Source organism: Herbaspirillum sp. YR522, assembly GCF_000282575.1.
Lineage (GTDB): Bacteria > Pseudomonadota > Gammaproteobacteria > Burkholderiales > Burkholderiaceae_D > Herbaspirillum.
This window is the reverse complement of sequence record NZ_AKJA01000038.1, coordinates 1-25931: the sequence shown is the minus strand read 5'-3', so window position 1 is coordinate 25931 and position 25931 is coordinate 1. Positions and strand designations below refer to the sequence as shown.

At 65.2% G+C, this 25931-nt stretch carries 29 protein-coding genes and 1 pseudogene; 7 read left to right on the top strand and 23 right to left on the bottom strand.

The genetic code is table 11. The features are described 5' to 3' along the window. Positions 1 to 52: 52 nt before the first annotated feature. Positions 53 to 1246 carry a DNA topoisomerase IB gene (locus PMI40_RS06740; protein ID WP_008113469.1) on the top strand — a complete coding sequence of 398 codons (1194 nt, stop codon included), beginning with the start codon at positions 53 to 55 and terminating at the stop codon, positions 1244 to 1246. 1 nt (position 1247) lies between these two features. Here PMI40_RS06740 and alkB read toward each other — a convergent pair whose 3' ends face one another. The 4 genes from alkB to PMI40_RS06720 all read right to left on the bottom strand — a co-directional run bounded on the left by alkB (position 1248) and on the right by PMI40_RS06720 (position 4553). Then, on the bottom strand, positions 1248 to 1901 hold the full coding sequence (alkB, locus tag PMI40_RS06735; protein WP_008113467.1) for a DNA oxidative demethylase AlkB: 654 nt from the start codon (positions 1899 to 1901) through the stop codon (positions 1248 to 1250). Beyond that, positions 1898 to 2782, bottom strand: coding sequence for an alpha/beta hydrolase (locus PMI40_RS06730; protein WP_008113465.1), 885 nt, complete (start codon positions 2780 to 2782; stop codon positions 1898 to 1900). The genes alkB and PMI40_RS06730 overlap by 4 nt, the downstream gene beginning before the upstream one ends. A 60-nt stretch (positions 2783 to 2842) precedes the next feature. Continuing rightward, positions 2843 to 3946 (bottom strand): bifunctional DNA-binding transcriptional regulator/O6-methylguanine-DNA methyltransferase Ada, encoded by a 1104-nt coding sequence (ada, locus tag PMI40_RS06725; RefSeq protein ID WP_008113463.1) that lies wholly within the window; start codon positions 3944 to 3946, stop codon positions 2843 to 2845. 88 nt (positions 3947 to 4034) lie between these two features. Continuing rightward, on the bottom strand, positions 4035 to 4553 hold the full coding sequence (locus PMI40_RS06720) for an Lrp/AsnC family transcriptional regulator (RefSeq protein ID WP_008113462.1): 519 nt from the start codon (positions 4551 to 4553) through the stop codon (positions 4035 to 4037). Positions 4554 to 4699: 146 nt separating this feature from the next. Here PMI40_RS06720 and hppD point away from each other — a divergent pair, with 146 nt between their 5' ends. Both hppD and PMI40_RS06710 read left to right on the top strand, forming a co-directional pair. After that, on the top strand, positions 4700 to 5797 hold the full coding sequence (hppD, locus tag PMI40_RS06715) for a 4-hydroxyphenylpyruvate dioxygenase (protein ID WP_008113459.1): 1098 nt from the start codon (positions 4700 to 4702) through the stop codon (positions 5795 to 5797). Positions 5798 to 5896: 99 nt separating this feature from the next. Then, a complete protein-coding gene (locus PMI40_RS06710) occupies positions 5897 to 6220 on the top strand; it encodes a hypothetical protein (protein ID WP_008113457.1) in 324 nt (107 codons plus the stop codon). Positions 6221 to 6250: 30 nt separating this feature from the next. On the opposite strand, the gene PMI40_RS06705 is transcribed toward PMI40_RS06710, so the two are convergent. The 6 genes from PMI40_RS06705 to PMI40_RS06680 all read right to left on the bottom strand — a co-directional run bounded on the left by PMI40_RS06705 (position 6251) and on the right by PMI40_RS06680 (position 12142). Beyond that, on the bottom strand, positions 6251 to 7084 hold the full coding sequence (locus PMI40_RS06705) for an ABC transporter substrate-binding protein (RefSeq protein ID WP_008113455.1): 834 nt from the start codon (positions 7082 to 7084) through the stop codon (positions 6251 to 6253). A gap of 174 nt (positions 7085 to 7258) precedes the next feature. After that, entirely contained in the window at positions 7259 to 7963 is a 705-nt protein-coding gene (locus tag PMI40_RS06700; RefSeq protein WP_008113453.1) for an ABC transporter ATP-binding protein, read from the bottom strand. Beyond that, positions 7963 to 8748, bottom strand: a complete 786-nt coding sequence (gene livG / locus PMI40_RS06695; RefSeq protein ID WP_008113452.1) for a high-affinity branched-chain amino acid ABC transporter ATP-binding protein LivG — start codon at positions 8746 to 8748, stop codon at positions 7963 to 7965. Before livG ends, PMI40_RS06700 begins: the two co-directional genes overlap by 1 nt. Then, positions 8745 to 9971 carry a high-affinity branched-chain amino acid ABC transporter permease LivM gene (locus tag PMI40_RS06690; RefSeq protein WP_008113450.1) on the bottom strand — a complete coding sequence of 409 codons (1227 nt, stop codon included), beginning with the start codon at positions 9969 to 9971 and terminating at the stop codon, positions 8745 to 8747. The genes livG and PMI40_RS06690 overlap by 4 nt, the downstream gene beginning before the upstream one ends. 28 nt (positions 9972 to 9999) lie before the next feature. After that, the gene (gene livH / locus PMI40_RS06685) at positions 10000 to 10926 is read right to left on the bottom strand and encodes a high-affinity branched-chain amino acid ABC transporter permease LivH (protein WP_008113447.1); all 927 of its coding nucleotides are present in this window, start codon (positions 10924 to 10926) and stop codon (positions 10000 to 10002) included. A 94-nt stretch (positions 10927 to 11020) separates the two neighbouring features. Beyond that, positions 11021 to 12142 (bottom strand): branched-chain amino acid ABC transporter substrate-binding protein, encoded by a 1122-nt coding sequence (locus PMI40_RS06680; protein WP_008113445.1) that lies wholly within the window; start codon positions 12140 to 12142, stop codon positions 11021 to 11023. A gap of 352 nt (positions 12143 to 12494) precedes the next feature. On the opposite strand from PMI40_RS06680, the gene PMI40_RS06675 reads away from it, so the two are divergent. Beyond that, positions 12495 to 13250, top strand: coding sequence for a phosphodiester glycosidase family protein (locus PMI40_RS06675; RefSeq protein ID WP_157221458.1), 756 nt, complete (start codon positions 12495 to 12497; stop codon positions 13248 to 13250). Between the two features lie 218 nt (positions 13251 to 13468). Here the strand turns inward: PMI40_RS06675 and PMI40_RS23200 are convergent, their stop codons facing one another. After that, on the bottom strand, positions 13469 to 13750 hold the full coding sequence (locus PMI40_RS23200; RefSeq protein ID WP_008113442.1) for a hypothetical protein: 282 nt from the start codon (positions 13748 to 13750) through the stop codon (positions 13469 to 13471). Positions 13751 to 13944: 194 nt separating this feature from the next. Between PMI40_RS23200 and PMI40_RS06670 the strand changes: the two genes are divergently transcribed. The 3 genes from PMI40_RS06670 to PMI40_RS06660 all read left to right on the top strand — a co-directional run bounded on the left by PMI40_RS06670 (position 13945) and on the right by PMI40_RS06660 (position 15757). Next, complete coding sequence (locus PMI40_RS06670; RefSeq protein ID WP_008113440.1) at positions 13945 to 14796, top strand: M15 family metallopeptidase; 852 nt, start codon at positions 13945 to 13947, stop codon at positions 14794 to 14796. 174 nt (positions 14797 to 14970) lie between these two features. Then, complete coding sequence (locus PMI40_RS06665) at positions 14971 to 15171, top strand: hypothetical protein (protein WP_008113438.1); 201 nt, start codon at positions 14971 to 14973, stop codon at positions 15169 to 15171. A 115-nt stretch (positions 15172 to 15286) separates the two neighbouring features. After that, positions 15287 to 15757, top strand: a complete 471-nt coding sequence (locus PMI40_RS06660) for a GNAT family N-acetyltransferase (RefSeq protein ID WP_008113436.1) — start codon at positions 15287 to 15289, stop codon at positions 15755 to 15757. 21 nt (positions 15758 to 15778) lie between these two features. Here the strand turns inward: PMI40_RS06660 and PMI40_RS06655 are convergent, their stop codons facing one another. The 12 genes and pseudogenes from PMI40_RS06655 to PMI40_RS06600 form a co-directional block, all read right to left on the bottom strand. Next, complete coding sequence (locus PMI40_RS06655) at positions 15779 to 16714, bottom strand: CysB family HTH-type transcriptional regulator (protein WP_008113435.1); 936 nt, start codon at positions 16712 to 16714, stop codon at positions 15779 to 15781. After that, complete coding sequence (locus PMI40_RS06650) at positions 16711 to 17790, bottom strand: sulfate/molybdate ABC transporter ATP-binding protein (protein WP_008113434.1); 1080 nt, start codon at positions 17788 to 17790, stop codon at positions 16711 to 16713. Before PMI40_RS06650 ends, PMI40_RS06655 begins: the two co-directional genes overlap by 4 nt. 27 nt (positions 17791 to 17817) lie before the next feature. Further along, positions 17818 to 18714 carry a sulfate ABC transporter permease subunit CysW gene (gene cysW / locus PMI40_RS06645; RefSeq protein ID WP_008113433.1) on the bottom strand — a complete coding sequence of 299 codons (897 nt, stop codon included), beginning with the start codon at positions 18712 to 18714 and terminating at the stop codon, positions 17818 to 17820. A 1-nt stretch (position 18715) separates the two neighbouring features. Continuing rightward, positions 18716 to 19603, bottom strand: coding sequence for a sulfate ABC transporter permease subunit CysT (cysT, locus tag PMI40_RS06640; RefSeq protein WP_008113432.1), 888 nt, complete (start codon positions 19601 to 19603; stop codon positions 18716 to 18718). 226 nt (positions 19604 to 19829) lie between these two features. Further along, complete coding sequence (locus PMI40_RS06635) at positions 19830 to 20402, bottom strand: alpha/beta hydrolase (protein WP_008113431.1); 573 nt, start codon at positions 20400 to 20402, stop codon at positions 19830 to 19832. 34 nt (positions 20403 to 20436) lie between these two features. Beyond that, entirely contained in the window at positions 20437 to 21261 is an 825-nt protein-coding gene (locus PMI40_RS06630; RefSeq protein WP_008113430.1) for an EAL domain-containing protein, read from the bottom strand. A 67-nt stretch (positions 21262 to 21328) separates the two neighbouring features. Beyond that, positions 21329 to 21544 carry a molybdopterin-binding protein gene (locus PMI40_RS06625; protein ID WP_006464491.1) on the bottom strand — a complete coding sequence of 72 codons (216 nt, stop codon included), beginning with the start codon at positions 21542 to 21544 and terminating at the stop codon, positions 21329 to 21331. 79 nt (positions 21545 to 21623) lie between these two features. Continuing rightward, positions 21624 to 22514: an ATP-binding cassette domain-containing protein gene (locus tag PMI40_RS06620; RefSeq protein WP_008113422.1), complete on the bottom strand. Its 891-nt coding sequence runs from the start codon at positions 22512 to 22514 to the stop codon at positions 21624 to 21626. After that, entirely contained in the window at positions 22511 to 23359 is an 849-nt protein-coding gene (ssuC, locus tag PMI40_RS06615) for an aliphatic sulfonate ABC transporter permease SsuC (RefSeq protein WP_008113421.1), read from the bottom strand. Before ssuC ends, PMI40_RS06620 begins: the two co-directional genes overlap by 4 nt. Before the next feature lie 7 nt (positions 23360 to 23366). Beyond that, positions 23367 to 24551 carry an FMNH2-dependent alkanesulfonate monooxygenase gene (gene ssuD / locus PMI40_RS06610; RefSeq protein ID WP_008113419.1) on the bottom strand — a complete coding sequence of 395 codons (1185 nt, stop codon included), beginning with the start codon at positions 24549 to 24551 and terminating at the stop codon, positions 23367 to 23369. A gap of 25 nt (positions 24552 to 24576) precedes the next feature. Further along, entirely contained in the window at positions 24577 to 25554 is a 978-nt protein-coding gene (locus PMI40_RS06605) for a sulfonate ABC transporter substrate-binding protein (RefSeq protein WP_008113418.1), read from the bottom strand. A gap of 105 nt (positions 25555 to 25659) precedes the next feature. Then, positions 25660 to 25931: pseudogene (locus PMI40_RS06600) on the bottom strand (FMN reductase (NADPH)); the annotation flags it as partial.

The following is a 25931-nucleotide window of genomic DNA, read 5'->3' as shown; positions in this document are numbered from 1 at the left end:
TGGCGCACAAACAGCCACCTGCCATTGGCAAGACAACCACAGGGAGGCTGGCATGGACACGGTTCGACACGGCACCAGTTCGGCAGAGCAGCACGACGAAGCGGCGGCCATCGCCCGCCAGAATGGCCTACGCTACATGAACGACGAGATGCCCGGCATCACCCGTTCGCGGCACGGCAAGGGCTTTGCCTTCCACCATCCCAGGCATGGCCTGGTCACCGACAAGGACGAAATCGCCCGCCTGCAGTCGCTGGCCATACCACCAGCCTGGGAAGACGTATGGATCAGTCCCAGCGCCAATGGTCACATCCTGGCCACCGGCCGCGATGCGCGCGGACGCAAGCAGTATCGCTACCATCCCCACTGGCGGCTGGTGCGCGACGATGCCAAGTACGAACGCATGCTGGCCTTCGCCCAGGCGCTGCCGGCAGTGCGGCGCGCGGTGCACGAAGACATGCACAAGCCCGGGCTCAAGCGCGAGAAGGTGATCGCCTCCATCGTGCATCTGCTGCAGGTGACCTTCATGCGCGTGGGCAACGACGAATATGCGCGCACCAACAACTCGTTCGGCCTGACCACGCTGCGTCACCGTCACGTGCGAGTCGACGGCAGCGATGTGCTGTTCCGCTTTCGCGGCAAGAGCGGAGTACAGCACGAGATCAAGTTGCATGACCCTTACGTGGTGCGCATCATCCGCAAGATGCGGGAGCTGCCGGGACAGGAGTTGTTCCAGTATGTCGACGACGATGGCACCCTGCACAGCATCGATTCGGGCGATGTCAACGCCTACCTGCGCGAGGTGACCGGCGAGGATTTCAGTGCCAAGGATTTTCGCACCTGGGCCGGCACCGTATTGGCCACCCTCGCCCTGCAGGCCTTCGAGCGCTTCGATTCCGAGGCGCAAGCCAAGAAGAACGTGGTGCGGGCCATCGAGAACGTGGCCAAGCGACTGGGCAACACGCCCTCGATCTGTCGCAAGTGCTACATCCACCCGGCGGTGGTCGAAAGCTACCTGGAAGGCAGTTTTGCCGAGTTGCTCGAAGCGCGGGTCGAGAAGCAACTGGTGCAGGACCTGCACGACCTGACCCCGGAGGAAGCCGCCGTGCTGGCGCTATTGCAGCAACGCCTGCGCGAAGCCGACGACGACGCCGGCCGCAAGCGAGCGCCCAGGAAAGCCGGCCGGACCACCGCGCCCCGTCGCCAGGCGAGCCGGGCCCGGCCCTCGGCACCACGGGCGCCGGCTTGAGCTAGCGCGCACGGCGCAGGGTCAGGTTGTAGCGGTAAGGTCCGGTCAGCGCGTGCTCGCCTGCGGCCAATGGCGCCACGCCATGAAACAGCAGCCGCGCCGGTCCACCCCACACCACCACGTCACCACTCTCCAAGCGCAACCGTTGCGCTCGATCGCTGCGTTGCGCGCCGCCAAACAGGAAGGTGGCCGGCAGGCCCAGCGATACCGAGACGATCGGTTGGGTCATGTCGTGTTCGTCCTTGTCCTGGTGCAGCGACATGCGCGCGCCGGCCTGATAGCGATTGATCAGGCAGGCGTCCGGGACGAAGCCAGGAAAGCCCGCGACCTGCGCCGCGTGCGCGGCCAGCGTGGCCAATAGCGGCGGCATCGCCGGCCACGGCTGCGACGACAGCGGATCCTGGTGCTGGTAGCGATAGCCGCGACGGTCGGTGACCCAGCCCAGTTCGCCGCAATTGCTCATCTCCACCGACATCGTGAAGCCGCCCGGGGTGACCATCTGGCGCAACGGCGCCTGCGCCAGCACGGTATCGATGGCTTGCATCAGCAGACGGGCCTGGGCCGGGTCGATGAAAGCCTGCAGCAGATGGGCGCCATCGACGATGGGCAGATGCGCGGTGCTGCGCGGCGCATCGGCGAACAGGTCGGCACTCATGGCGCGCTGCGCGCCGGGGGCGCGGCGATGAAGGCGTCGACCGTGTCGAGCGTCGGTGCCAGCCAGCGCAGCGGATAGGCCAATGTCGCCACCAGCACCGCATGCGAGGTATTGTCGTAATACCGCTCCTGCACCGGGACCTGTTGCTGGCGCAGCAAGCGCGCCAGGCCACCGGTGTTACGCTCGGCCTCGACCAGCTTGTCGCGGTGCGACGCGATCAGCAGCGACGGCGGCGCGGCGGCGGTGACATGGCGAATCGGCTGCGAATCCGGCGGCGAATCGGGAAACCAGAACACCGGTTTGACATCCGGGTTCTCGATCGGCAGGAAGTCGTACGGTCCGGCCAGACCGATGAAGCCGCGCAGTTGCGCCGGCGAAGCGCCGAATGCCTGCAGCCAGCGTCCATCCAGCGCCACCATCGCGGCGTTGTAGGCGCCGGCGCTGTGGCCCATGACGAACACCCGCCGCAGGTCGCCACCGTAGCCGGCGATATGCTGCAGCGTCCACGCCACGGCGCGGGCGCTGTCCTCGACAAAGCCGGGATAGCGCACCTCGGGGTAGACCCGGTAGTCCGGCAGCACTGCAATATAGCCGCGTGCGGCCAGCGCGGCGCCAACGAAGCGGTAGTCGGCGCGGCTGCCGTCGTTCCAGCTGCCGCCATAGAAGAACACCACGACCGCGCGGGGCGTGCCCGACGCCGCGCCGGGCACATAGATATCCAGCCGCTGGCGCGGGTTGTCGCCATAGGCGATGCCTTCGGTACGCACCAGGTCGCCTTGCGGCGAGAGCGCATTGAGCGTGGCCAGCGGCGAGCAGGCGACCACCCCGCCCAGCAGCATGGCGGCCGTCACGGCAATGGCAATGGGTCTGCGCGAATTCATGCGGGGTCCGCCCTCGATGCAGGATGCGTCCCACGCCTGGCGTGGATGCATGCCTTTATTTTATTCGACGCCGTCTACGGCGAGCTCACGGGCCAGCAAGGCCACCTTGCGTGCGATGCCCCAGCGGTAACCCGAGGGCGAGCCATCCAGCCGTACCACGCGATGGCATGGCACCAGCACGGCAATCTCGTTGGCACCGCAAGCACTGGCCACCGCACGCACCGAGGTCGGACTACCGATGCGCTGCGCCAGTTCCGAATAAGTCACGGTAGTGCCCGCGGGCACCGCCCGCAGCGCTTGCCAGACGCGCTGCTGAAAAGCAGTCCCGCGCACATCCAGCGGCAGTTGCGCGCTGCGTTGCGGGTCGCCGACGCTGGCCACCACGCGCGCCACCAGCGCTTCGAAGGCGGCGTCGGCCCCGATCAGTTCGGCCTGCGCAAACCGGTCTTGCAACTGCCGCACCAGTGCCTGCGGGTCATCGTCGATGGCTACCGTGCAGATGCCGCGCTCGGTGGCCGCCACCAGCAATGGCCCCAGCCAGCTCTGCGCCACCGCAAAGCGGATCCGCTCGCCACGCCCGCCCTGGCGAAAAGACGCCGGGCGCATGCCCAGTTGCGCGCTGCTGTTGGCATAAAAGCGCCCGCTGGAACCGAAGCCGGCCTGGTACATCGCTTCGGTCACCGTGGGTGCCCCGCTCAGATGGTCGCGCATGCGCTCGGCGCGCCGACCTTCGGCGTAGGCGCGAGGGGTGAGCCCGGTGTGGGCCTTGAACAGCCGATGCAGGTGATGCTGGCTCAGGCCCACGGCGCGCGCCAGGACCCCCAGCTCGGGCGGCGCATCGGCCTGGTCGATCAGGCGGCAAGCGGCGGCCACTGCCTGCGCCTGGCGCTGGGCCAGCGGTGGCTGATCGGGCTTGCAACGCTTGCAAGGCCGGAACCCGGCCGCTTCGGCGTGAGCGCGGGTGGCATGGAAGGCCACGTTCTCGCGCAGCGCGGGACGGGCCGCGCACGAGGGTCGGCAATACACGCCGGTGGTGCGCACCGAATACCAGAAATGGTCGTCGGCGGCCCCATCGCGCGCTTGCACGGCGCGCCAGCGGGCTTGGTCGCTGGCATACGGGTCGACATCGGGTACGGGCACGGCAGGCAATGGTTGAGCTGGCATGGCAAACAAGCGTGGTGGATGACGAACCCAGTCTAGCCAGGCGCAGGCCGCCCTGCACTCCGCGGCTTGCTTTCGAATTGGCCCGCCGTCACTGCGAAAAGCGGATGCGCTGGCGCGACTTGACCGGCTGCATCACATGTTCCAGCGGCAACTCGTGCGACTGCTTGACCTTCTTGAGCGTGATATTGGACTTGACGTTGGTCACGCCCGGCAGGCGCAGCAGCTGGGTCATCATGAATTCGGAAAACGCCGCCAGGTCGGAGGCCACGATGCGCAGGATATAATCGGCCTCGCCCGTGATCGAAAAGCATTCGGTGATCTCCGGCATCGCCGCCACCGACTTCTCGAACAGCTCGCCCCGGGTCTCGCCCTGGCGATCCAGCGTGACCGTGGTAAACGAGGTCACGCCCAGCCCGATCACGGCCGGGTCCAGTACGGCCGTGTAGCGCTCGATCACATGTGCCTCTTCCAGGCGCTGTACGCGACGGCTGATCTGCGATGTCGACAGGTGTACCTTCTGGCCCAGGGCGCTGTTGGTGATGTGGCCATCGCGCTGCAACTCGGTCAGCAGGGCCAGGTCGTATCGATCGACGTTGATGATGCTCATCTCGCTCTCCAGATTTCGTATTAGTGATTTTTTTGTGCATATTAACCCCTAAGTAACGCATAAAACAATCACATTTCTCGCACGGGGCGCAATAGACTGACAATGATAGTCGGCAAAATGCCGACCCACCCCCGAGGAGACAGGCAATGGGCCACGCAGACCACATCGACCAGCATCTCGCCGCGCCGCGCGACCTGTTCGACAACCCGATGGGCACCGACGGCTTCGAGTTCGTCGAATATGCGGCCCCCGACCCGGGCCCGATCATCGCGGTGCTGGAAAAGATGGGCTTCCAGGCGGTGGCCCGGCATCGCTCCAAGAACGTCACCCTGTACCGCCAGGGCCAGATCAACTTCATCGTCAATGCCGAACCCGACAGCAACGCCGCCGCCTTCGCCCAGGTGCATGGGGCATCGGTCAACGCAATGGCGTTCCGGGTACGCGATGCGGCCCAGGTATACCGGCGCGCGCTCGAACTGGGCGCCGAGGGGGTGCCCGCCAAGCTGGGGCCGATGGAGCTCAACATCCCGGCCATTCGCGGCATCGGCGGCTCGTTGCTCTACCTGGTGGACCGCTACGGCGAGCGCGGTTCGATCTACGACATCGACTTCGCGTTCCTGCCCGATGTCGAGCGTGACCCGGTGGGCGTGGGCCTGACCTATGTCGATCACCTGACCCACAACGTCAGGCGGGGCGCGATGGACACCTGGTCGTCGTTCTACGAACGCCTGTTCAACTTCCGCGAGATCAAGTATTTCGACATCGAGGGCAAGCTCACCGGCCTGAAGTCGCGCGCCATGACCAGCCCCTGCGGCAAGATCCGCATCCCCATCAACGAAAGCGCCGACGACAAGTCGCAGATCGAGGAATTCATCCGCCAGTACAACGGCGAGGGAATCCAGCACATAGCGCTGGGCACGGACGACATCTACCAGACCGTGCGCGCGCTGCAGGCCCGCGACGTGCCGCTGCAGGACACCATCTCCACCTACTACGACCTGGTCGAGCGGCGCATTCCCGGCCACGGCGAAGACCTGGCGGCGCTGCGTGAATTGAAGATCCTGATCGATGGCGCCCCGACCGCCGGCCAGGGGCTGCTGCTGCAGATATTCACCCAGAACGTGATCGGCCCGGTGTTCTACGAAATCATCCAGCGCAAGGGCAATGACGGCTTCGGCGAGGGCAATTTCAAGGCGCTCTTCGAGTCGATCGAACTGGACCAGATGCGCCGTGGCGTGATCTGAATCGTGGCCTGGGGGACACTGCTCAAGAATTTCGCCCGCCTGCCGTAACCTGTCAGTAGGAACAACAACAATTTGGCCTCTGACAGGGCGGGAGCTTTCATGGCAGTCATCGCAGATAACATGCAGGTCGCTGAAGTCGATGGGGTCGAAACCGATCCGTCCGAGCAGATCGCGCACCTGAGCAGCCGTATCGTCATCCTGCAGCAACAGGGCCGTTCGCTGGACCGATTCCCGCGCAATCCAGACGCGCGTTCGCAACGTAATATCCTGCAACAGCAGATTCGTACGCTCTACCAGCAGATCTTCCTGCTGGAGCAGCAATACGCCCGCACGCGCCAGCGCAGCGAAAACTACCTCAGCGTGGCCCTGTCGATGGCCGCGCACGCCGCCCACAGCAGCAGCCGCCAGTTCTTCCCCGCTTGACCCGCACCCGGCCCCTGGTCGGGGCCGGCTTCAGCGAAACGCCGAGATGGGCGTCAGTTTTTTCTCGCGACGGATGTTGTACTTGGTCTTGGGACCGAACCACTTGCTCCACAGGGCATCGGTCTCGCCACTTTTTTCGAGTTTGTCGAGCGCATCGTTGACTGCCGCCAGCAAGGCCGGCTCGCCCTTCTTGACGCCCATCGCCGTCGGCTCCCAGGCCAGTGCGCCCTCGACGAACCGGTACTTGCCTTCGGAGTCATTGGTGAAGCGGATCCCCGACGGCTGCGACAGCGCCAGGCCCTGCACCCGCCCCTGCGCCAGGGCCAGGAAGGCTTCGCGCACATCCGGCGCGGTCACGATGGTGGCCTTGGGCAGCATCCGGCGTACCGCGGCCTCGGGGGTGGAGTTCTTGTTGGCGCTGATGTGCTTGTCGGCCAGGTCCTCGATCTTGTCGAAGCCGGCACTGCTGTTGACGATCAGGCGGATCGGGTTCTGGTAGTGCGATGCGGTGAAGTCGATCTGCTGGGCGCGCTCGCGGGTGTAGCCCAATGCAGCCACCACCAGGTCGAAACGGCCCTGCATCAATTCGGGAATCCGGTCCTGCACGCTCACCCCCTGGTGCTGCATCCTCACGCCCAGCTGGCGGGCGATGGCCGTGCACATGTCGACGTCGAAACCGACGATCTCGCGGCTTTGCGGATCGGTAAATCCCAATGGTTCACTGCTGGTCAGCGTAGCGCAGACCAGCGTGCCACGCGCCTTGATGTCGGCCAGGCGATCCGCATGAGCGACATTGCACAAGCCCAGCATCACCGCGGCCGCTGTCCACGAGCGCGCACATTTCTTGATGGAGCCGAGGTTCATTTCGCATCCTTTACCGGTTGAACATCAGCATAGCGCGAACCGGGCGCCTTGCGGCACCGATTTGACGGTGCAACGGCATCTTTATTCCAGGCCCGCACGAGGTGCATCAATGCGGTGCAATTCGATCGGTATCTCGCTGCGCCCCCCTGGCGCGCGGGGTGCACCGCTGCCGCGCTAGCCGTGTCCCAGGTAGGCCTTGCGCACATCGCCGTTGGCCAGCAGGTTGGCGCCGGTATCGGCCAGTACCACATGGCCGTTCTCGAGCACATAGCCGCGATCGGCCACCCCCAGCGCCTTGTTGGCGTTCTGCTCCACCAGGAACACGGTCACGCCGCTGGCGCGGATGGTGCGGATGATCTCGAAGATCTGCGCAATCACCAGTGGCGCCAGGCCCAGGGTGGGTTCGTCCAGCAGCAGCAGGCGCGGCCGGCTCATCAACGCGCGGCCGATGGCCAGCATCTGTTGCTCACCGCCCGACATGGTGCCGGCTCGCTGCGCGGCCCGTTCCTTGAGTCGCGGGAAAAGGCCGAACACGTGCTCGATGCCACGTTCGATATCTTCGTTGCTGGCAAAGAACGCGCCCATCTTGAGGTTCTCCAGTACCGTCAGGCTGGGAAAGACACGCCGTCCCTCGGGCGAAATCGCCAGGCCCAATCGCATGATCTCGTGCGTGGGCAGGTGCGTGATGTCACGCCCCTCGAAGAGGATGCGCCCGCTCGACGCCCGTGGCCGGCCGCACAGCGTCATCAGCAAGGTGGTCTTGCCGGCGCCGTTGGCGCCGATCAGGGTCACGATCTCGCCCTGGTGCACATCGAGCGACACCCCATGCAAGGCTTCGATGGCACCGTAGCGGGTATGTACCTGTTCAAATTGCAGCATCATTGTTCTCCCAGGTAGGCCTTGATCACGCGCTCGTCGCTCTGCACCTGCGCGGGCGTGCCAGTGACGATCGGCTTGCCGTGCTCCATCACCAGGATACGGTCGGAAATCCCCATGATCAGGCTCATGTCGTGCTCGATGAGCAATACCGCCACACCATGCTCGCGCCGCAGCTGATCGATCAGTTGCGACAGTGCCTGCTTTTCTTGCGGGTTGAGGCCGGCCGCCGGTTCGTCCAGCAGCAACAGGCGTGGCTTGGTGATCATGCAGCGCGCGATCTCGACCCGTCGTTGCAGGCCGTACGACAGGGTGCCGGCCTCGCGGTTGGCCAGCTCGGTCAGGCCCAGGTAGTCGAGCCAGTAAGCGGCGCGCTGCAGGGCCTGCTGCTCGGACCGGCGATAGGCGCCGGTCTTGAGCAAGCCCCACAGCAGGTTGGTATTGACCTGGTGGTGCTGGGCCACCAGCAGGTTCTCGACCACCGTCATCGACTTGAACAGGCGGATATTCTGGAAGGTGCGCACCAGCCCCTGCTGGGCCACCACGTGGCTCGGCCGGCGGGCGATGGACGCACCATCCAGGCTGATATCGCCAGCCGTGGGCTGGTAGAAGCCGCTGATGCAATTGAACACGGTCGTCTTGCCGGCGCCATTGGGGCCGATGATGGCGAACACCTCGCGCTGCATGACCGACAGCGACACGCCGTCGACGGCCAGCAGGCCACCGAAACGCATCGACAGGTCATCTACCTGCAACAAGGTGCGAGCCACGGTCTGGTCGGCGATCATTGCGGCAACTCCACATGTGGGCGGGTGGCCGGCAGCAATCCCTGCGGCCGCCACATCATCATCAACACCATCACCAGGCCGAAGATCAGCATCCGGTATTCGGCAAAACTGCGTGCCACTTCAGGCAATACGGTCAACAGGATGGCCGCCAGGATCACCCCCAGCTGCGAGCCCATGCCGCCCAGCACCACGATGGCCAGGATCAGTGCCGATTCGATGAAGGTGAACGACTCGGGCGTCACCAGTCCCTGGCGGGCGGCGAAGAAAGAACCGGCCAGCCCGGCGAAGGCGGCACCCAGGGTGAAGGCCGACAGCTTCACGCGGGTCGGGTTGATGCCCAGCGAACGGCAGGCGATCTCGTCTTCGCGCAGCGCCTCCCAGGCCCGTCCCATCGGCATGCGCAGCAGGCGGCTGGTCACGAAATAGGTAAACAGCACCATCAGCAAGGCCAGGAAGTACAGGTAGATCACCATGTGCGAGCCCTGGTAGGTCAGGCCCAGCATGTCGTGAAAGGTGGTACCGCCCTCGGTGGCGGGGTTGCGTGCCATGACCACCCCGAACACGGTCGGCTTGGGAATGCCGGAGACGCCGTCGGGGCCGCCGGTGAGTCCGGTCATGTTGTTGAGCAGCAGGCGGATGATCTCGCCGAAGCCGAGCGTGACGATGGCCAGGTAGTCGCCGCGCAGTCGCAGCACCGGAAACCCCAGCACGAAGCCGAACAGCGCCGACGCCCCCGCGGCCAACGGCAGGCACTCCCAGAAGCTCAGGCCGAAGTACTGGTTCAGCAAGGCGTAGGTGTAGGCACCCACGGCATAGAAACCGACGTAGCCCAGGTCGAGCAGGCCGGCAAACCCCACCACGATATTGAGCCCCAGGCCCAGCACCACATAGATCAGCGCCAGCGTCATCACGTCGACATAGCCGCGCGAACCGAAGAACGGCCACACCAGTGCGATGGCCAGCAACAGCAGCAAGGCCATGCGCTGGCGGCGCGGTTGCAGGCGCGGCAGCGCAGGCAGCCTGATGGCGCCGCGGTGGCGCGCCAGCGCCGGCTTGGCCAGCTGGAACGCGAACACCGCCAGCATCGCCACCAGCACCGAGGTCCAGTGGGTCACCAGCACCACGCGGTAGCCTTCCAGCTGCAGCTGCATGCCCAGCAGTGGAATGGTCAATACGGCGGTCACCAACGCCGCCGCCACGGCATTCTTGAAAGTGACAGGCATCATGCCTCCTCGATCGTTACTCATTCTGTTACACCTTCTCGATATCTGGCTTGCCCAACAGGCCCGTGGGACGGAACAGCAGGATCAGCACCAGCAGCCCGAACGACACCACATCCTTGTATTCGGACGGCAGGTAGCCGGCGGCAAAGGTCTCGGCCAGCCCCAGCAACACGCCCCCCAGCATGGCACCCGGGATACTGCCGATGCCGCCCAGCACGGCCGCCGTGAAGGCCTTGATGCCGGCGATGAAACCGATATACGGATTGAGCTTGCCGATGGTCAGCGCGATCAGCACCCCGCCGACGGCGGCCAGCATGGCGCCCAGCACGAAGGTAAACGAGATCACCCGATTGGTATCGATGCCCAGCAGGTTGGCCATGCCCATGTCCTCGGCGCAGGCGCGGCAGGCGCGCCCCATGCGCGAGCGGGCGATGAACAACGTCAGGGCGACCATCAGCACCAGCGTGACACCCACGATGACCATGCGCGAATACGGTACGGTCACGGTGAAGTCGCCGCCCATCTGGAACTCGAAGGCGCCCGAGATCAGCACCGGCACCGACATGTCACGCGCGCCCTGGCCGATCTGTACATAGTTCTGCAGGAAGATCGACATGCCGATGGCAGAGATCAGCGGCACCAGCCTGGGCCCGCCGCGCAGCGGCCGATACGCCACCCGTTCGACGGTCCAGCCGTACAGCCCGGTCACCAGCACCGAGACCACCAGGGCGCCGCCCAGCAGCAGGGGCAAGGGGTAACCGCTCTGCACACCGATGGCCGTCAAGGTCACCAGGCCGACATAGGACGCGATCATGTAGATCTCGCCATGGGCGAAGTTGATCATGCCGATGATGCCGTAGACCATGGTGTAGCCGATGGCGATCAAGGCATAGATCGCGCCCAGCGACAGCCCGTTGACGAGCTGCTGGGTCAGTTGGGGGAGCAATTCATTCATGAGGACACTCTGATATGAAAATGCCCCATGCACACTGCCATGGGGCATTTCGGTTTTGGGTCACGCCGGGCGCTTGCCCACGAGACCGCGACGCTTACTTGGCCTCGGTCTTGGTGGCATCCTTGTGCCAGGTGAAGACGACGAACTTGAACGACTTCAGGTCGCCCTTCTTGTCGTATTCGACGGTACCGATCGGGGTCTTGAAGCTGTTGGCATGGATGTACGCGGCCACCTTGGCGGGGTCGGTCGACTTGGCGCCGGCGATGGCGTCGGCGATCACCTTCACCGCCGAATAGGCCGGCATCTGGAACGGACCGTTCGGGTCGCGCTTCTGGGCCGCAAAGGCCTTCACCAGCGCCGCATTGGCCGGATCGGCGGCGAAGTCGGCCGGCAAGGTCACCAGCATGCCTTCGGAGGCGGCGCCGGCGATGGCGGTGATGTCCTTGTTACCGACACCTTCAGGCCCCATGAACACGGCCTTGACGCCCTGTTCGCGGGCCTGGCGCATGATCAGGCCCATCTCGGGGTGATAGCCGCCGAAGTACACGAAATCCACGCCCTGCGACTTGAGCTTGGTGATGATGGCCGAGTAATCGCTGTCGCCGGCATTGATGCCCTCGAACACCGCCACCGGCACCTTGGCCGCGTCCAGCGCCGACTTCACCGATGTCGCCACGCCCTGTCCATAGGATTGCTTGTCATGCAGCACCGCGGCCTTCTTGGGCTTGAGCTTCTCGATCACGTAGCGCGCCGCCGCAGGTCCCTGCTGGTCGTCGCGACCGATGGTGCGGAAGATGGTCTTGTGCGGCTTGGCCTCGGTCAGCTGGGGCGCGGTCGCCGAAGGCGTGATCATGACCACGCCTTCGTTTTCGTAGATGTCGGAGGCCGGAATGGTCGAGCCCGAGCAGACGTGGCCGATGACATACTTGATACCCTGGCTGACGATCTTGTTGGCCACCGCCACGGCTTGCTTGGGTTCGCAGGCGTCGTCCATCAACACCACTTCGAACTTGTTGCCATTGGCGCCGCCGGCGGCGTTGATCTGCTCGATGGCGGTCAATGCGCCAGCCTTGACCATGTCGCCATACTGGGCCACCGCGCCGGTCATCGGCCCGGCGATGGCGATCTTGACGGTCTCGGCCTGTACCGGGTGGGCGAAGGCGACGATCGTGGCAGCGGCCAGGGCGATGCTGGTCAGACGGAATGCGGATTTCATCGATGTTTCCTCCATGGTGTATTCGGTTCGAAACCAGCCTGCAGCGGGCCTTTCACCCCGATTGCACGGGATCCTTACACCTGCCGGCGGTCGTTCGGGCGAGAGTGTAACACTGCCGTCACGGGCAATAACTTTTTTTTGAGAATGCGCTGTTGCGTGCTTTCCGCATCGACGAATTATTTAGTTTTTCCCACCGTTTTTCTAATAAGAAATGCGCAATCGCCTCTTGCAGTGCAGCATCACGCCGTGAAGGGGGCACTCCATTACAATAGCGGCGCCCTCTTCATCCTGCCCCGCTATCGACCCGATGTTCCAGACGTTTCTTCGCCGCCTGCGGCAGCTGCCCGCACTCATGCTGCCTTCACTGGTGCTGGCCAGCGCGACCGGCGCCGCCGGTGCCGCCGAACTGCGCCAGTACCAGTATCGCCAGAGCTTCATCAGCGCCTGCACGGCAGACCCGCGCACCGATCTCATCCGCACCTACTGGAAGGATGGCGCCGGCCAGCCGCTGGCCACGTTCGTACGGCTCGACGCCATGTTACGCCAGCAGGGCGAGGAAATGCTGTGCGCCACCAATGCCGGCATCTACGACAAGCAACTGCAGCCGCTCGGACTGTACATCGAAGACGGCAAGCTGCTGCGTCGTCTCAATACGCGCCAGAACGCCTATGGCAACTTCTACCTGCAACCCAACGGGGTGCTGGTGCTGGCCGCCGGGCAAGCCTTCATCGTCGAGACCGGCGCCTATGCGGCACAGTCGGAGCAATGGAACGCCACGGCACGCTATGCCACCCAGTCCGGCCCGCTGATGATCGTACAGGGAAGGATCAATGCGCTGTTCGATCCCGACTCGCCCAACATGGTGGTGCGCAACGCTGCCTGCATCGACAGCGCAGGCATGGTGGTGCTGGCCATCGCCCGCAATCCGATCAGCTTCTACGACTTTGCGGTGTTCCTGCGCGACGAGCTCAAGTGCCGCGACGCCTTGTACCTGGACGGCAGCATCTCGCGCATGTACCCATCCCTGGAAGCCAACATCGGTCCTGCCTTCGGCGCCATGATCGCGGTCATGAAGCAAGCGCCAGGGACGAAAAAAAGCCCGCAGTAAATCTAACCGCGGGCAAGTTCCCTATTCAAGGGAGGTTGAAGGAACAGTTCAACCATCGGTAGGAGTGGGGGTCCGGCAGAAAGTTCGCTGCAATTCGAGCGCGACCTCCCATACAAACCAAAACGCCGCAACGGCGGACCGTTGCGGCGGGTGCAGTGCTGTTCCCACTGCGGGGGACATGACGTGGCTGATGCCATCTGATCGATTAAGGCTTGTCCTTAGGGCTTCTTGTCGCTGGGTGTGCCAGTGGTGTCGCCTGCAGGGGCAGTCACCGGGGGCGCCGACGAATCAGCCGGTGCCGACGCTGCCGGCGCGGCAGCGGTGCTGCCCGAGTCGGTCGCGGCCGGTGCCGGGGTTGGTGTCACTGGCGCGGCAGCGGCCGGCGCAGTATCGGCAGGCGCCGCGGCGGCAGGCGTGGCAGGCGCTTCGTCGCGCTTGTTGCAACCAGCCAGTACGGCGGTAAAGACGGCAGCAGCCAATAAGGTGTGGCGAATCAACATATTTTGCCTCCTAGAGTTTGTTAATAATGGAATGTGCTGAGGTTCGACTGTTTCTGTGCCTGGATTATTCCCGCTTCCGGCCGTCCTGCCTGTCAGAGAACACCCCTAATTCGTGTCAGCGATGACAGTCGCCCTTTCCACCGGGCAATCCCGGGCGTGCCGCATCGCCGGCAAAGCGGCTATCATTGCCGACCATGACCCCATCACCGTTTCGCCCCATTTTTTTATACAAGACGCGCCTGCTGGCCGCGACGGTATTGTCGAGCCTGTCGCTGTTGCCCTCGCCACCTTCGCTGGCGGCCCCCTCGGCCGACATTGCCCCGCTGTCGCGCGCCCAGTGCGCCGCCATGAAGCAGCACCAGGTCATCACCAGCGGCAATCCGGTGCCCTGCACCCGCCTGTCGCGGGTAGCCTTCGACTATCACGACTTCGACGGCAACGTACGCCAGGGTGCGGTGGTGGTACTCGATGCGGTAGCGCCCCAGGTGGCGTCGCTGTTCGGTGAACTGCTGCTGCGCGCGGTGCCGCTGGCCGGTGCCCAGCCGCTGGAGGCCTTCGACGGCGACGATGAGAAGTCGATGGCGGCCAACAACACGTCCGCTTTCAATGGCCGCCCGATGACCGGCGGCGGCGGCTGGTCCAAGCATGCCTATGGCGTGGCCATCGACATCAACCCTGTGCAAAACCCGTATGTCAGTGGGTCCGGCAGCAGCCAGCAGCAGGTATTGCCGGCCGCTGGCGCCGCCGCGCTGCAACGGCAGCCAGCACGGCCGGGGATGGCCGAAGAGGTGGTCGGCGTGTTCTACGACCATGGTTTCCTGGTCTGGGGCGGCCACTGGAAACAGCCGATCGACTACCAGCACTTCGAGATCGGCAGCCGCGCCTTTATCGCGCGCCTGGTGGCCCTGCCCCCGGCGCAGGCACGCTCGGCGTTCGAACGCCATGTGGCGCACTATCGACGCTGCACCCAGGTAGCCAGCCGCGACACGACGGACGACGAGGATATCGCCTTGCGCGACCGGTGCGCGGCGCAGTCACGACGCTGAAAACGGATGCCACCGGCACACGGTGCGACTGCGACGCAACAATGACGGCACGCCGACGGTAAAGAGCGGTAAGTTTCGGTTAAAACACCGGGGTGGCGGGCTACGCTTGCCTATACTGGCCAGGTCGTTTCCAGTCCGGCAATCGCCGTGACCTCAATCACCAGGGAGCCCATCATGGCGATCAATTCCGTCAATTCCACCCAGTCGGCCACGGCGCAGGCAGCCGCCGCCTTCCAGTCCACCAAGAAGCCGGCCAAGGCTTTTCCATCGATGGCCGAATTGATGGCCGCCGGCCAGGCGCAGCAAAACCAGCCGAACGACCCGACCTCGTCGATCAATTCCACCGATAGCGCAACCCAGACGCGCCGCGCCTGAGCTGTGCGCCCGACGGCGCGCCAGCACAAAAAATGCCCGCTGCACTACCGTGCGCGGGCATTTTACATAGGGGGCCTGGCTTATACTGTGCACTTGCCGCGCATAGACCATCCCAATGGACCCGCACCCCGCCATCATCATCCGCCCCGTCGTAGCGCAAGACCGCGCGCAATGGCAACCGCTGTGGGACGCCTACAACGCGTTCTACGGCCGCAGCGGCCCGACCGCCCTGGCAGCCGACATCACCGACCTGACCTGGTCACGCATGCTCGATGAAGCCGAGCCGGTGCATGCGCTGGTCGCCGAACGGCACGGGCAATTGCTGGGCCTGGCGCATTTCCTGTACCACCGCAATACCATCATGGCCGCACCGGTGTGCTACCTGCAGGACCTGTTCACCCTGCCCGCCGTGCGCGGCCAGGGGATTGCGCGGGCCCTGATCGAAGCCCTGTATCGGCGCGCGGCCGACGACGGCGCCGCGCGCGTCTACTGGCATACCCACCACACCAACGCAGGCGCGCGCCAGCTGTACGACAAGCTGGCCGACGACTCGGGTTTCATCGTCTATCGCAAGTCGCTCGACTAGAGCCTCTTCCTAGACCTGTTCCTAGGCCTGGGCGTTGGCCTCGTTGAGGGCGTTGACGATGTCGGCACGGGTCAGTTCGGGCGCGAACTGCTGGATGAAGTCGAACGTGTAGGCGCGCAGGTAGGCGCCCCGCCGCACTGCCAGGCGGGCAATGTTGGGCTTGAACAGATGCGCTGCGCCAATCGATTGCAGTTCCATGTGCTTGCCTTGGTCCACCGCCATCGACGCCACCAGACCTACCCCCAGTCCCAGTCCCACATACTGCTGGATGACGTCCGAATCCATCGCCGTCAACACGATGTCGGGCTCGATACCGGCCTGGCGGAACGCTTCATCGATATGCCCGCGACCGGTAAAGCCGACGTCGTAGGTAATGAGCGGATAGGCGCCCAGGTCGGCCAGCGATACCTGCTCCCGTTGCAGCAGCGGATGTCCCTGCGGCACCACGATCACGTGGCTCCAGGTATAGCAGGGAAACGACACCAGTTCCTTGAACTGCGACAGGCCTTCGGTGGCGATGCCGATGTCGGCCTTGCCCGAGATGACCCACTCGGCGATATGTTCGGGCGCGCTCTGCTGCAGCGCGATGCGCACCTGCGGGAAGGCCGCGCGAAACGCCTGCACCACGCGCGGCAACACATAGCGCGCCTGGGTATGGGTGGTGGCGATGGAAAGCGTGCCGCTCTGCTCGCCGGCGTATTCCTTGCTGGCGCGGCGCAGGTTCTCGGCTTCCAGCAGCAAGCGCTCGACGATGCCCAGGATGCCCTTGCCAGGCTCGGTCAGGCCGGTCAGGCGCTTGCCGTTGCGCTCGAAGATCTCGACCCCGAGCTCTTCCTCGAGCTCACGGATCTGGCGGCTCACCCCCGGTTGCGACGTAAACAGCACATTGGCCACTTCGGTCAGGTTGAAGCCGCAACGGGCGGCTTCGCGAATGGAGCGTAATTGTTGAAAATTCATGATGCGGCTCCGGCGTCCTGGTTGGCAAACACCTGCAGGCGACGCGGCCGCACCACCAGCGTCTCGCCACTCTTCAAGCCCAGCTGGGCAAACCGCTCGTTGGAAATGACCGCCTCGATCAACTCGGCATTGTCGTCGCGCTCCAGCTCCAGCTGCGCCAGCGGGCCGATCGCATGCGAACGGCGCAATTGCACCACGATGCCCTGCGCGCCAGGGCTGTAACGCTCCACATCGAGCTCGTGCGGACGCACGAAACCGATCCCTGCCAGGTCGCGCGCATCGCCATGGTTGGGCGCCTCGAAGCGCGCGCCGCCGGTATCGAGCACACCCTCGTGCAAGCGCCCATGGAACAGGTTGACGTTCCCCAGGAAACCATAGACGAAGGGCGTGGCCGGGTGGTTGTAGACCTCGGCGGGCGAACCCAGCTGCTCGACCCGGCCCTTGTTCATCAACACCACCTGGTCGGCCACTTCCAGCGCTTCTTCCTGGTCGTGGGTGACGAAGATGCTGGTGACATGCAGCTCATCGTGCAAGCGGCGCAACCAGCGGCGCAGCTCCTTGCGCACCTTGGCATCGAGCGCCCCGAACGGCTCGTCCAGCAGCAGCACGCGCGGCTCCACCGCCAGCGCCCGGGCCAGCGCGATACGCTGGCGCTGGCCGCCCGACAATTGCGGCGGATAGCGGTCGGCCAGCCAGTCCAGCTGCACCAGCTCGAGCAACTTCCTGACCTTGTCGCGGATGACGCTCTCGGACGGGCGCTGGCTGCGTGGCTTGACGCGCAACCCGAAGGCGATGTTCTCGAACACCGTCATGTGCTTGAACAGCGCGTAGTGCTGGAACACGAAACCCACCTGGCGTTCGCGCACATTACGCGCCGAGGCGTCTTCGCCATCGAGCAGCACCTGGCCCGAGTCGAGCGACTCGAGCCCGGCGATGATGCGCAGCAGCGTGGTCTTGCCGCAGCCGGACGGGCCCAGCAAGGCCGTCAGCTCGCCAGCCGGGAAGTTCAGCGAGACATCGTCGAGTGCGGTGAAGCTGCCGAAACGCTTGTTGATCTGTTTGACTTCGATACTCATGTGCTGCTCCTTATGCGTTCTGGCGGCTCAATGGCTGTCGGTGACGGCAAGCTGGCGCTGGATGCGCCACTCGACCACGCTCTTGATGGCCAGCGTCACCAGGGCCAGGAAGGCCAGCAGCGAAGCCACCGCGAAGGCGCCGGTGATATTGAATTCGTTGTAGAGGATCTCGACCTGCAACGGGATGGTGTTGGTCTCGCCCCGGATATGGCCCGACACCACCGACACCGCACCGAACTCGCCCATGGCGCGCGCGTTGCACAGGATCACGCCATACAGCAGGCCCCACTTGATATTGGGCAGGGTCACGTGCCAGAAGGTGCGCCAGCCCGACGCGCCCAGCACCAGCGCCGCCTCTTCCTCTTCGCTGCCCTGCGACTGCATCAGCGGAATGAGCTCGCGGGCCACGAACGGGAAGGTCACGAAGATGGTGGCCAGCACGATGCCCGGCACCGCAAACAGGATCTTGATATCGTGCTCGCGCAGCCAGGGACCGAAGTAGCCCTGCATGCCGAACAGCAGCACGTAGATCAGGCCCGAGATCACCGGCGACACCGAGAACGGCAGGTCGATCAGGGTCAGCAGCACATTCTTGCCACGGAACTCGAACTTGGCGATGGCCCAGGCCGCAGCCACGCCGAAGACCAGGTTGAGCGGCACCGCGATGGCCGCCGTGATCAGGGTCAACTTGATGGCCGACCAGGCATCGGGCTCGACGATGGAGGCGACGTAGACATCCCAGCCCTTCTTGAGCGCCTCGTAGAACACCGCCACCAGCGGCACGAACAGGAACAGCGTCAGGAACACCAGCGCCACGGCAATCAGCAGCGCCCGCACCCACCAGGGCTCCAGCGTGGCGCCGGGGGTCAGCGGTGGTTCTGCGCGGGCGGCCGCGGCGATGAACGAATCAGGTGCGCCACTCATGTCAGTTCCTCTCTGCCCGGCCGCGCTTGCGGCTCCAGGCTTGCAACAGGTTGATCGTCAGCAGCAGCACGAACGACACCACCAGCATGACCGTGGCGATCGCGGTGGCACCGGCGTAGTCGTACTGTTCCAGCTTGGTGATGATGAACAGCGGCGTGATCTCGGACACCATGGGCATGTTGCCGGCAATGAACACCACCGAGCCGTATTCGCCGGTGGCGCGTGCAAAGGCCAGCGCAAAGCCGGTCAGCAGCGCCGGCAGGATGGTCGGGAACACCACCCGGTAGAAGGTCTGCCAGCGATTGGCCCCCAGGCTGGCAGCTGCTTCTTCCAGCTCGCGCTCGGCCTCTTCCAGCACCGGTTGCACGGTACGCACCACGAACGGCAAGCCGATGAACGTCATTGCCACCAGCACGCCCAATGGCGTGAAGGCGACCTTGATGCCCAGCGGCGCGAGCAGCTTTCCCAGCCAGCCGTTCTGCGAATAGAGGGTGGTCAGCGCAATGCCGGCCACGGCCGTGGGCAGCGCGAACGGCAGGTCGACCAGGGCGTCGATGATGCGCTTGCCCGGAAAGCGGTAGCGCACCAGCACCCAGGCCACGATGCCGCCGAAGATGACATTGAGGAGCGCGGCAATGAGCGAGGCGCCGAAGGTCAGCTGGTATGACGCCACCACCCGCGGCGAGGTCACCGCCTCGACGAAACCTTGCCAGGTCAACGTGAAGGTCTTGAGGAAGATCGCCGACAGCGGCAGCAGCACGATCAGTGCCAGGTAGAAGATGGTGAAACCCAGGGAGAGATGGAACCCTGGCAGCACACGGCGCCCAGCCCTTGCTGCAGCCGGCCCGGCGCTGCGGGCCGCCGGGATCGAAACGGATGTTGCGGACATGGTCTTCTCTTTTTATTACAAATGCGACTATAGGAGCTTGATATTCGCATCCGTTAGTTATAAAGAGAACTAAATTATTTGCATGCCCTTAGATTCAAAACGAATAATGATCGATGGAAATTGCGTGTCGGGCGAGGCGCCCATTGCCGCCAGGCACCGGCAGCCGAGCCGATCAGAACCAATGGACCCGACCCGGCGAGCGCGTCCTGGCGTGCGCCCGGCGACGCTATTTGAGCTGCCCCATCAGGTCCAGCAGCAACTGCTGTCCCTCGACCCAATCCCCCAGTCCCGAGTCGGCATTGATATGGCCCAGCGCACCGGCGTCGACAAACCGCGCCCCCCACTGGTGGGCCCATTGACGGGCTCGCGGCGCACTCATCCACGGATCGTCGCGGCTGGCAACCACCACCGCCGGAAACGGCAGGCGATAGCGCACGGCCGCGCTGACGTCGAACTTGTCGGGATCGGCCGGCGCCACCAGCAGGGCGCCGACCAGGGGCGAGATGTCCTGCGCCAGCGCCGCGGCCCGATGCACCGCCGTCAGGCAGCCGAAGCTGTGCGCCACCAGCACCACCGGTCGTGGCGATTGCGCCAGCACCTGGCCCAGGCGCTGCGACCAGCCAGGCAGGTCGGGCTGGTCCCAGTGATCCTGGTGGACCCGTTCGAAGCCCGGGTACAAGCGCTCCCAACGCGATTGCCAATGCCCCGGCCCGCTGCCGTGCAGGCCCGGCACCACCAGCACGCGATGATCGGCCATGCGCGGTAGCGCGGGCGAAAGGCTGGAAGCAACTGAAGTCATCGGGTCCTCGCGCAGGCATGGGTACAACAATTGATCAGGCGGCCCGTCCCAGTGCCGCCGCCGGCAGCCTGGCCTGGGGCCGGTCCCACAGGTAGCCCTGGGCCAGTATCGGCTCGCCCATGGCCGCGCCGAACTGGTTCAGGCGCTCGAACACATCGGCATTCTCGACCCGCTTGAAGAAGATCCGTACGCCCTGCTCGGCCGCACGCAGCAACAGCAGGCCGACGCTGTCGGGGTCCGGCAGTTCGCGGGCATCGACCTTGATCAGGTCCGGGCGCACCTTGTCCAGCAGGCCCAACGCTTCCAGCGGGCTATTGGCCGATACCCCCAGCCTGAAGCCGTTGCGCCGGTAATTGTCGAGCACGTAGTTGAGCAGCCAGCGCTGGTTGGGCGTGACCACCGGCAATTGCAGCACGATGCGATCGTGCGCCAGTTCCAGCTTGGACAGGATATGCCGGTATGCCACCCCGTGGTTGCTGTTGACCGCCGCCAGCAGCCGGGCGTGCACCGACAGGTGCAGCTCGGGACTGTCGGTGCCGCCCTGGCGATAGTAATTGACCGCATGCAGCATGCGGCACAGGCGATCGAGCTCGACCGACTCGTCGTCGCTGGCGGCCTGGTCCAGCAGCTTCCACAGGTGCAGGCCGCTGTCGAATTCGGAATAGCTGCGCGCGAAGGCCTCGACGGCGACGATCTCGCCAGCGCCGAAACTGCGCACCGGCTGGAAGGCCGAGGTCAGCGAAGTATTGAAATAGCGGCCGACGGCACGTCCGTGCTCGTCCAGCCAGACCTTGGATTGGCTGCTGCGCGCCGCCTGCTCGAGGCGCTCCAGGTAAGCCTGCAGTGCCGAAGATGTCATCTGGCTCCTTGTTCCTTCTGGGTTCGCTGACGGCCGCAGCGCCTGCGCCAGGCGGCTGCGGCACGCATTACAGCTTGGCGATCGAGACTTCGGTCGCCTTCACCAGCGCGACCACTTCGCTGCCGATGGTCAGGCCCAGGTCCTTCACCGAACGGGTGGTGATGACCGATGTGACGATGCCGGCCGGGGTCTCGACATCGACTTCGGAGACCACCGAACCTTCGATGATGGCCTTGACTTTGCCCTTGAACTGGTTGCGTACGTTGATGGCTTGGATGGTCATGCTGTGCTCCTTGAAGGTAATGGGTGCGGGCCGCCCTGGGGGCCGGACCGCGATGGGTGAAATAGATGAAGCCGGCGGTTCAGACCGCCCATTGGACCTGCTGCACGCTACGCGGCGCGAGCAAGCCAGGACTTGTTTCATCGACCGCCGGCTCGCTGCCGGGGTGGCGCAGCACGCGCGCCAGGATCCACTCTTCCAGTTGCGCGAAGCGGGCCTGGCCGCGCGAACGTGGACGCTCCAGTTCGATGCGCTGGTCCAGCGCCACATGACCATCCTCGATCAGCAATACCCGGTCGGCCAGGGCAATGGCTTCCTGCACGTCGTGCGTGACCAGCAAGGCGGTGAATCCGCGCGACTGCCATAGCGATTCGATCAGTTCCTGCATCTCGATACGGGTGAGCGCGTCGAGCGCGCCCAGCGGTTCGTCGAGCAGCAGCAATTGCGGTTCGTGCACCAGCGCCCGGGCCAGCGCCACGCGTTGCCACTGCCCGCCCGACAGTACCGCCGGCCACTCGCCGGCGCGCTGCTCGAGCCCGACCTGGCGCAACGCCTGCAAGGCCTGTGGCGCGGCCGACCGGGGCAAGCCCAGGGCGACGTTTTCCAACACCCGCTTCCACGGCAGCAGGCGCGAATCCTGGAACATGATCCGAATCTCGGGTTCGCCCACCGCGTCGTGCTGCTCGAAGATCACCTCGCCACTGCTGGCGCCGTCGAGTTGCGCCACCAGCCGCAGCAGGGTGCTCTTGCCGCACCCGCTGCGGCCGACGATGGCCACGAACTCGCCCGGCTCTACCCGCAGGTCGACCTGGTGCAGGACCTGGCGCCCGGAGAACGACTTGGACAGCGACCTGAGGGCGATACCGATGCCGCCGGTGCTGCCGGCAGCGGCGGTGCGACCGACTTCCTGGTTTTCCTGGGCATGGATGTGCACGACTTTCTCCTGCGAACGGTGGACGGTATCGGAATTCATTGGTAACCCGGATGCCAGCGCAGCCAGAACCGTTCCAGCGCGCGCGCGGCGGTATCGGCCAGCTTGCCCAGCAGCGCATAGAGCAGGATCCCGACCAGCACCACATCGGTCTGCAGGAACTCGCGCGCGTTCATGGTCATGTAGCCGATGCCGGACTGGGCCGAAATGGTCTCTGCCACGATCAGCAGCACCCACACCAGGCCCAGCGCAAAGCGCAGGCCGACCAGGATCGACGGCAAGGCCCCCGGCAGGATCACATCGCGGTACAACGGCCAGCCCGACAGCCCATAGCTGCGCGCCATCTCGATCAAGCCACGGTCGACCGACCGGATGCCGTGGAAGGTGTTGAGGTAGACCGGGAAGAACACGCCCACCGACACCAGGAACAGCTTGGCCGTCTCGTCGATGCCGAACCACAGGATCACCAGCGGGATCAACGCCAGCGCGGGAATGTTGCGCACCATCTGCAGCGTGGTATCGAGCAGCAGTTCGGCCCAGCGCCAGCTGCCCGACAGCAGGCCCAGCACCAGCCCCAGCCCGGCGCCCACGGCAAAGCCGGAAGCCGCACGCCCGCCCGACACGGCCAGGTGGCGCCACAGCTCGCCCGAGGCCGACAGGGTCCACACCGCCTTCAATACCGCCAGCGGCTCGGGCAGGATGCGGCTCGACAGCCAGCCTGCCTGGGCTGCGATCTCCCACCAGACCATCAGCGCCAGCGGCAGCAGCCAGCCGACCCAGCTCAGCTTGCGACGCCCGTGCTCGGCGCGCGCCGGCTTGCGACCCGCGCCGGTGGCGACGGCATCGGTGGCGCCGACTTCGAGCGATGCATTGGATGCGCTGCTCATGTCGGCCTCAACCCTGCGCGGCGCGCAACCCGGCGCCGGCCTGGGCATGGGCCGCCTTGGGCACGTCGGTGTTGCCGATGATCTCGCCCAGCGGCCCGGCCAGCGCAGTGCCGGCCACCTTGTCCTGCAGCGCGCGCGGCAGTAACGGGAACACCAGTTCGGCGAAGCGATAGGCCTCTTCCAGGTGCGGGTAACCCGACATCACGAAGGTATCGATACCGAGTTCGGCATATTCCTTGATGCGCGCGGCCACCGTGGGCGCATCGCCCACCAGCGCGGTGCCGGCGCCGTTGCGCACCAGGCCGACGCCAGCCCACAGGTTGGGGCTGACCTCGAGCCGGTCGCGCCGGCCGCCATGCAGCGCGGCCATGCGCCGTTGGCCCTCGGAGTCCATACGGGCGAAATTGGCCTGCGCCTTGGCGATGGCTTCGTCGTCGACCCGGCTGATGAGCTCGTCGGCCGCGCGCCACGCCGCCTCGTTGGTCTCGCGCACGATCACGTGCAAGCGAATGCCGAAGCGCAGCGTACGTCCTGCGCGGGCCGCGCGCTGGCGCACGCGGGCGATCTTTTCGGCCACCGCCGCGGGTGGCTCGCCCCAGGTCAGGTAGACGTCGCATTGCTCGGCGGCCAGGTCGATCGCCTCGGGCGAGGAGCCACCGAAGTACAGCGGCGGGTAAGGCCCCTGTACCGGTGGATAGAGCGCCTTGGCGCCCTTGACCCGCAGGTGCTTGCCCTCGAAATCGGTCTCACCGCCGGTATGGGTATTGGCCAGCACGCTGCGCCAGATCTTGAGGAATTCGTCCGATATCTCATAGCGCTCGGCATGGGTGCCGAAGATGCCATCGTTGGCCTGCTCGACCGGGTCGCCGCCGGTCACCACATTGATCAGCAGGCGCCCGTTGGAGAGGCGGTCGAAGGTCGCCGCCATGCGCGCCGACAGGGTCGGTGCGGTCAGCCCGGGGCGCACCGCCACCAGGAACTTGAGGCGCCTGGTGGCATCGATGAGGCTGGCCGCGGCCACCCAGGCGTCTTCGCAGGAACGGCCGGTGGGCAGCAGCACGCCTTCGTAGCCGAGCGTGTCGGCCGCCACCGCGATCTGCTTGATGTAATCGTGGGTGACCGCACGCGCGCCCTCGGCGGTGCCAAGGTAGCGGCTGTCGCCGTGGGTGGGGATAAACCAGAAAAGATTCATGCCTGACTCCAGCTTCGATGGGGGCTTACTTCAATACGGCGTCGTTGACGTTGAGTTTCTTCGGGATCAGCTTGAGCTCGAAGAAGGCATCGGCGATGCGCTGCTGCTCGGCCAGCACCTGGGCGTCGATGGGCTTGTAGACGTGGGCATAGCGCTTGAGGCCGGTTTCGATGACGTCGCTCTCCAGGCCCTGGATCGGCGCCAGTTGCGCCGCCGCCTGGGCAATGTTGGACTTGATCCACTGGCCTTCGCGGGTGATCTCCTCGAGCAGGATCTTTTCGATCCCGGCATTTTTGCTGGCGAACGCCCGCGCGCTGAGGAAGAACTGGTGATGGCTCACCGCGCCCACGCCGGACGCCAGCCGCCGTGCGCCGACCTGCTTCTCGGCGGCGGCCTGGAACGGATCCCAGATGGCCCAGGCGTCGATGGCGCCCTTCTCGAAGGCGGCGCGGGCATCGGCCGGCGCCAGATAGACCGGCTGGATGTCGCTATAGGACAGTCCAGCCTTCTTCAACAGCGCCACCACCAGCCAGTGCACGTCGGAGCCCTTGTTGAAGGCCACCTTCTTGCCCTTGAGGTCGGCCACGCTCCTGAGCGTCGACTTGCCTGGCACCAGCACACCCTCGGCGTCGGGGGTGGGGATCTCGTAAGCGGTATAGACGAAGTCGGCACCGGCGGCCTGGGCAAATACCGGGGGCGCCTCGCCTACGTAGCCGAAGTCGATCGAGCCGACGTTGAGCGCTTCGAGCAACTGCGGCCCGGCCGCGAACTCGGCCCACTTCACTTCCACGCCCAGTGCCTGCAGGCGTTTTTCCAGCGTGCCATGGGCCTTGAGCAGCACCAGCGTATTGGCCGCCTTCTGGTAACCGATGCGCAGCAGCTTGGCCTGCTGTGCCTGCGCCGCCTGCGGCAGGCCCAGCGCCAGCACGGCGCTGCCCAATGCAGCCGCACCCAGCCAGCCCAAGGCGCGACGGCGCCACGACGGTTTGATGTTCTGCTTCAATGTCTTCTCCTGATTGCTGAACTGCGGTCGGTGAGCGCGGGCCGCGAGGCACCCCGCCACGTCGCCCGGCGGCGCGTGGAAATAAAACACCAGCGTTGGTGTGCTTCAGATGCTACAGCGCACCTGCGAGAATGGAATTTCGTGAAACTGCTCGGGTGCCGCACGGTGCAAGGCCAACAGGCTGGCCGACAACTGCGCCACGCCTTCGTCGACCCGCGCTTCGATGGGGGCATCCAGCACCAGCCCTGCTTCGTCGCTCCAGGTCACCTGGCTTTCGGTGGCATAGATGCTGGGCAGCACGTGCTTGGGGTTGAGCGAGGACAGCACCGGCCGCAACGCATAGTCCAACGCCAGCATGTGCGACTGGCTGGCGCCGG

Excerpts from the sequence above, each read along its gene's own strand:
- PMI40_RS06655 (WP_008113435.1), bottom strand. The coding sequence starts at position 16,714 with ATGAATTTTCAACAATTACGCTCCATTCGCGAAGCCGCCCGTTGCGGC.
- ssuD (WP_008113419.1), bottom strand. The coding sequence starts at position 24,551 with ATGAATCTTTTCTGGTTTATCCCCACCCACGGCGACAGCCGCTACCTT.
- cysW (WP_008113433.1), bottom strand. The coding sequence starts at position 18,714 with ATGAGTGGCGCACCTGATTCGTTCATCGCCGCGGCCGCCCGCGCAGAA.
- ada (WP_008113463.1), bottom strand. The coding sequence starts at position 3,946 with ATGCCAGCTCAACCATTGCCTGCCGTGCCCGTACCCGATGTCGACCCG.
- cysT (WP_008113432.1), bottom strand. The coding sequence starts at position 19,603 with ATGTCCGCAACATCCGTTTCGATCCCGGCGGCCCGCAGCGCCGGGCCG.
- PMI40_RS06710 (WP_008113457.1), top strand. The coding sequence starts at position 5,897 with ATGGCAGTCATCGCAGATAACATGCAGGTCGCTGAAGTCGATGGGGTC.
- PMI40_RS06620 (WP_008113422.1), bottom strand. The coding sequence starts at position 22,514 with ATGAATTCCGATACCGTCCACCGTTCGCAGGAGAAAGTCGTGCACATC.
- PMI40_RS06625 (WP_006464491.1), bottom strand. The coding sequence starts at position 21,544 with ATGACCATCCAAGCCATCAACGTACGCAACCAGTTCAAGGGCAAAGTC.
- PMI40_RS06730 (WP_008113465.1), bottom strand. The coding sequence starts at position 2,782 with ATGAATTCGCGCAGACCCATTGCCATTGCCGTGACGGCCGCCATGCTG.
- ssuC (WP_008113421.1), bottom strand. The coding sequence starts at position 23,359 with ATGAGCAGCGCATCCAATGCATCGCTCGAAGTCGGCGCCACCGATGCC.
- PMI40_RS06660 (WP_008113436.1), top strand. The coding sequence starts at position 15,287 with ATGGACCCGCACCCCGCCATCATCATCCGCCCCGTCGTAGCGCAAGAC.
- PMI40_RS06705 (WP_008113455.1), bottom strand. The coding sequence starts at position 7,084 with ATGAACCTCGGCTCCATCAAGAAATGTGCGCGCTCGTGGACAGCGGCC.
- PMI40_RS06680 (WP_008113445.1), bottom strand. The coding sequence starts at position 12,142 with ATGAAATCCGCATTCCGTCTGACCAGCATCGCCCTGGCCGCTGCCACG.
- PMI40_RS06670 (WP_008113440.1), top strand. The coding sequence starts at position 13,945 with ATGACCCCATCACCGTTTCGCCCCATTTTTTTATACAAGACGCGCCTG.
- PMI40_RS06720 (WP_008113462.1), bottom strand. The coding sequence starts at position 4,553 with ATGAGCATCATCAACGTCGATCGATACGACCTGGCCCTGCTGACCGAG.
- PMI40_RS06700 (WP_008113453.1), bottom strand. The coding sequence starts at position 7,963 with ATGCTGCAATTTGAACAGGTACATACCCGCTACGGTGCCATCGAAGCC.
- hppD (WP_008113459.1), top strand. The coding sequence starts at position 4,700 with ATGGGCCACGCAGACCACATCGACCAGCATCTCGCCGCGCCGCGCGAC.
- alkB (WP_008113467.1), bottom strand. The coding sequence starts at position 1,901 with ATGAGTGCCGACCTGTTCGCCGATGCGCCGCGCAGCACCGCGCATCTG.
- PMI40_RS06690 (WP_008113450.1), bottom strand. The coding sequence starts at position 9,971 with ATGCCTGTCACTTTCAAGAATGCCGTGGCGGCGGCGTTGGTGACCGCC.
- PMI40_RS06675 (WP_157221458.1), top strand. The coding sequence starts at position 12,495 with ATGCTGCCTTCACTGGTGCTGGCCAGCGCGACCGGCGCCGCCGGTGCC.
- PMI40_RS06740 (WP_008113469.1), top strand. The coding sequence starts at position 53 with ATGGACACGGTTCGACACGGCACCAGTTCGGCAGAGCAGCACGACGAA.
- PMI40_RS06630 (WP_008113430.1), bottom strand. The coding sequence starts at position 21,261 with ATGACATCTTCGGCACTGCAGGCTTACCTGGAGCGCCTCGAGCAGGCG.
- PMI40_RS23200 (WP_008113442.1), bottom strand. The coding sequence starts at position 13,750 with ATGTTGATTCGCCACACCTTATTGGCTGCTGCCGTCTTTACCGCCGTA.
- PMI40_RS06650 (WP_008113434.1), bottom strand. The coding sequence starts at position 17,790 with ATGAGTATCGAAGTCAAACAGATCAACAAGCGTTTCGGCAGCTTCACC.
- PMI40_RS06635 (WP_008113431.1), bottom strand. The coding sequence starts at position 20,402 with ATGACTTCAGTTGCTTCCAGCCTTTCGCCCGCGCTACCGCGCATGGCC.
- livH (WP_008113447.1), bottom strand. The coding sequence starts at position 10,926 with ATGAATGAATTGCTCCCCCAACTGACCCAGCAGCTCGTCAACGGGCTG.
- PMI40_RS06665 (WP_008113438.1), top strand. The coding sequence starts at position 14,971 with ATGGCGATCAATTCCGTCAATTCCACCCAGTCGGCCACGGCGCAGGCA.
- livG (WP_008113452.1), bottom strand. The coding sequence starts at position 8,748 with ATGATCGCCGACCAGACCGTGGCTCGCACCTTGTTGCAGGTAGATGAC.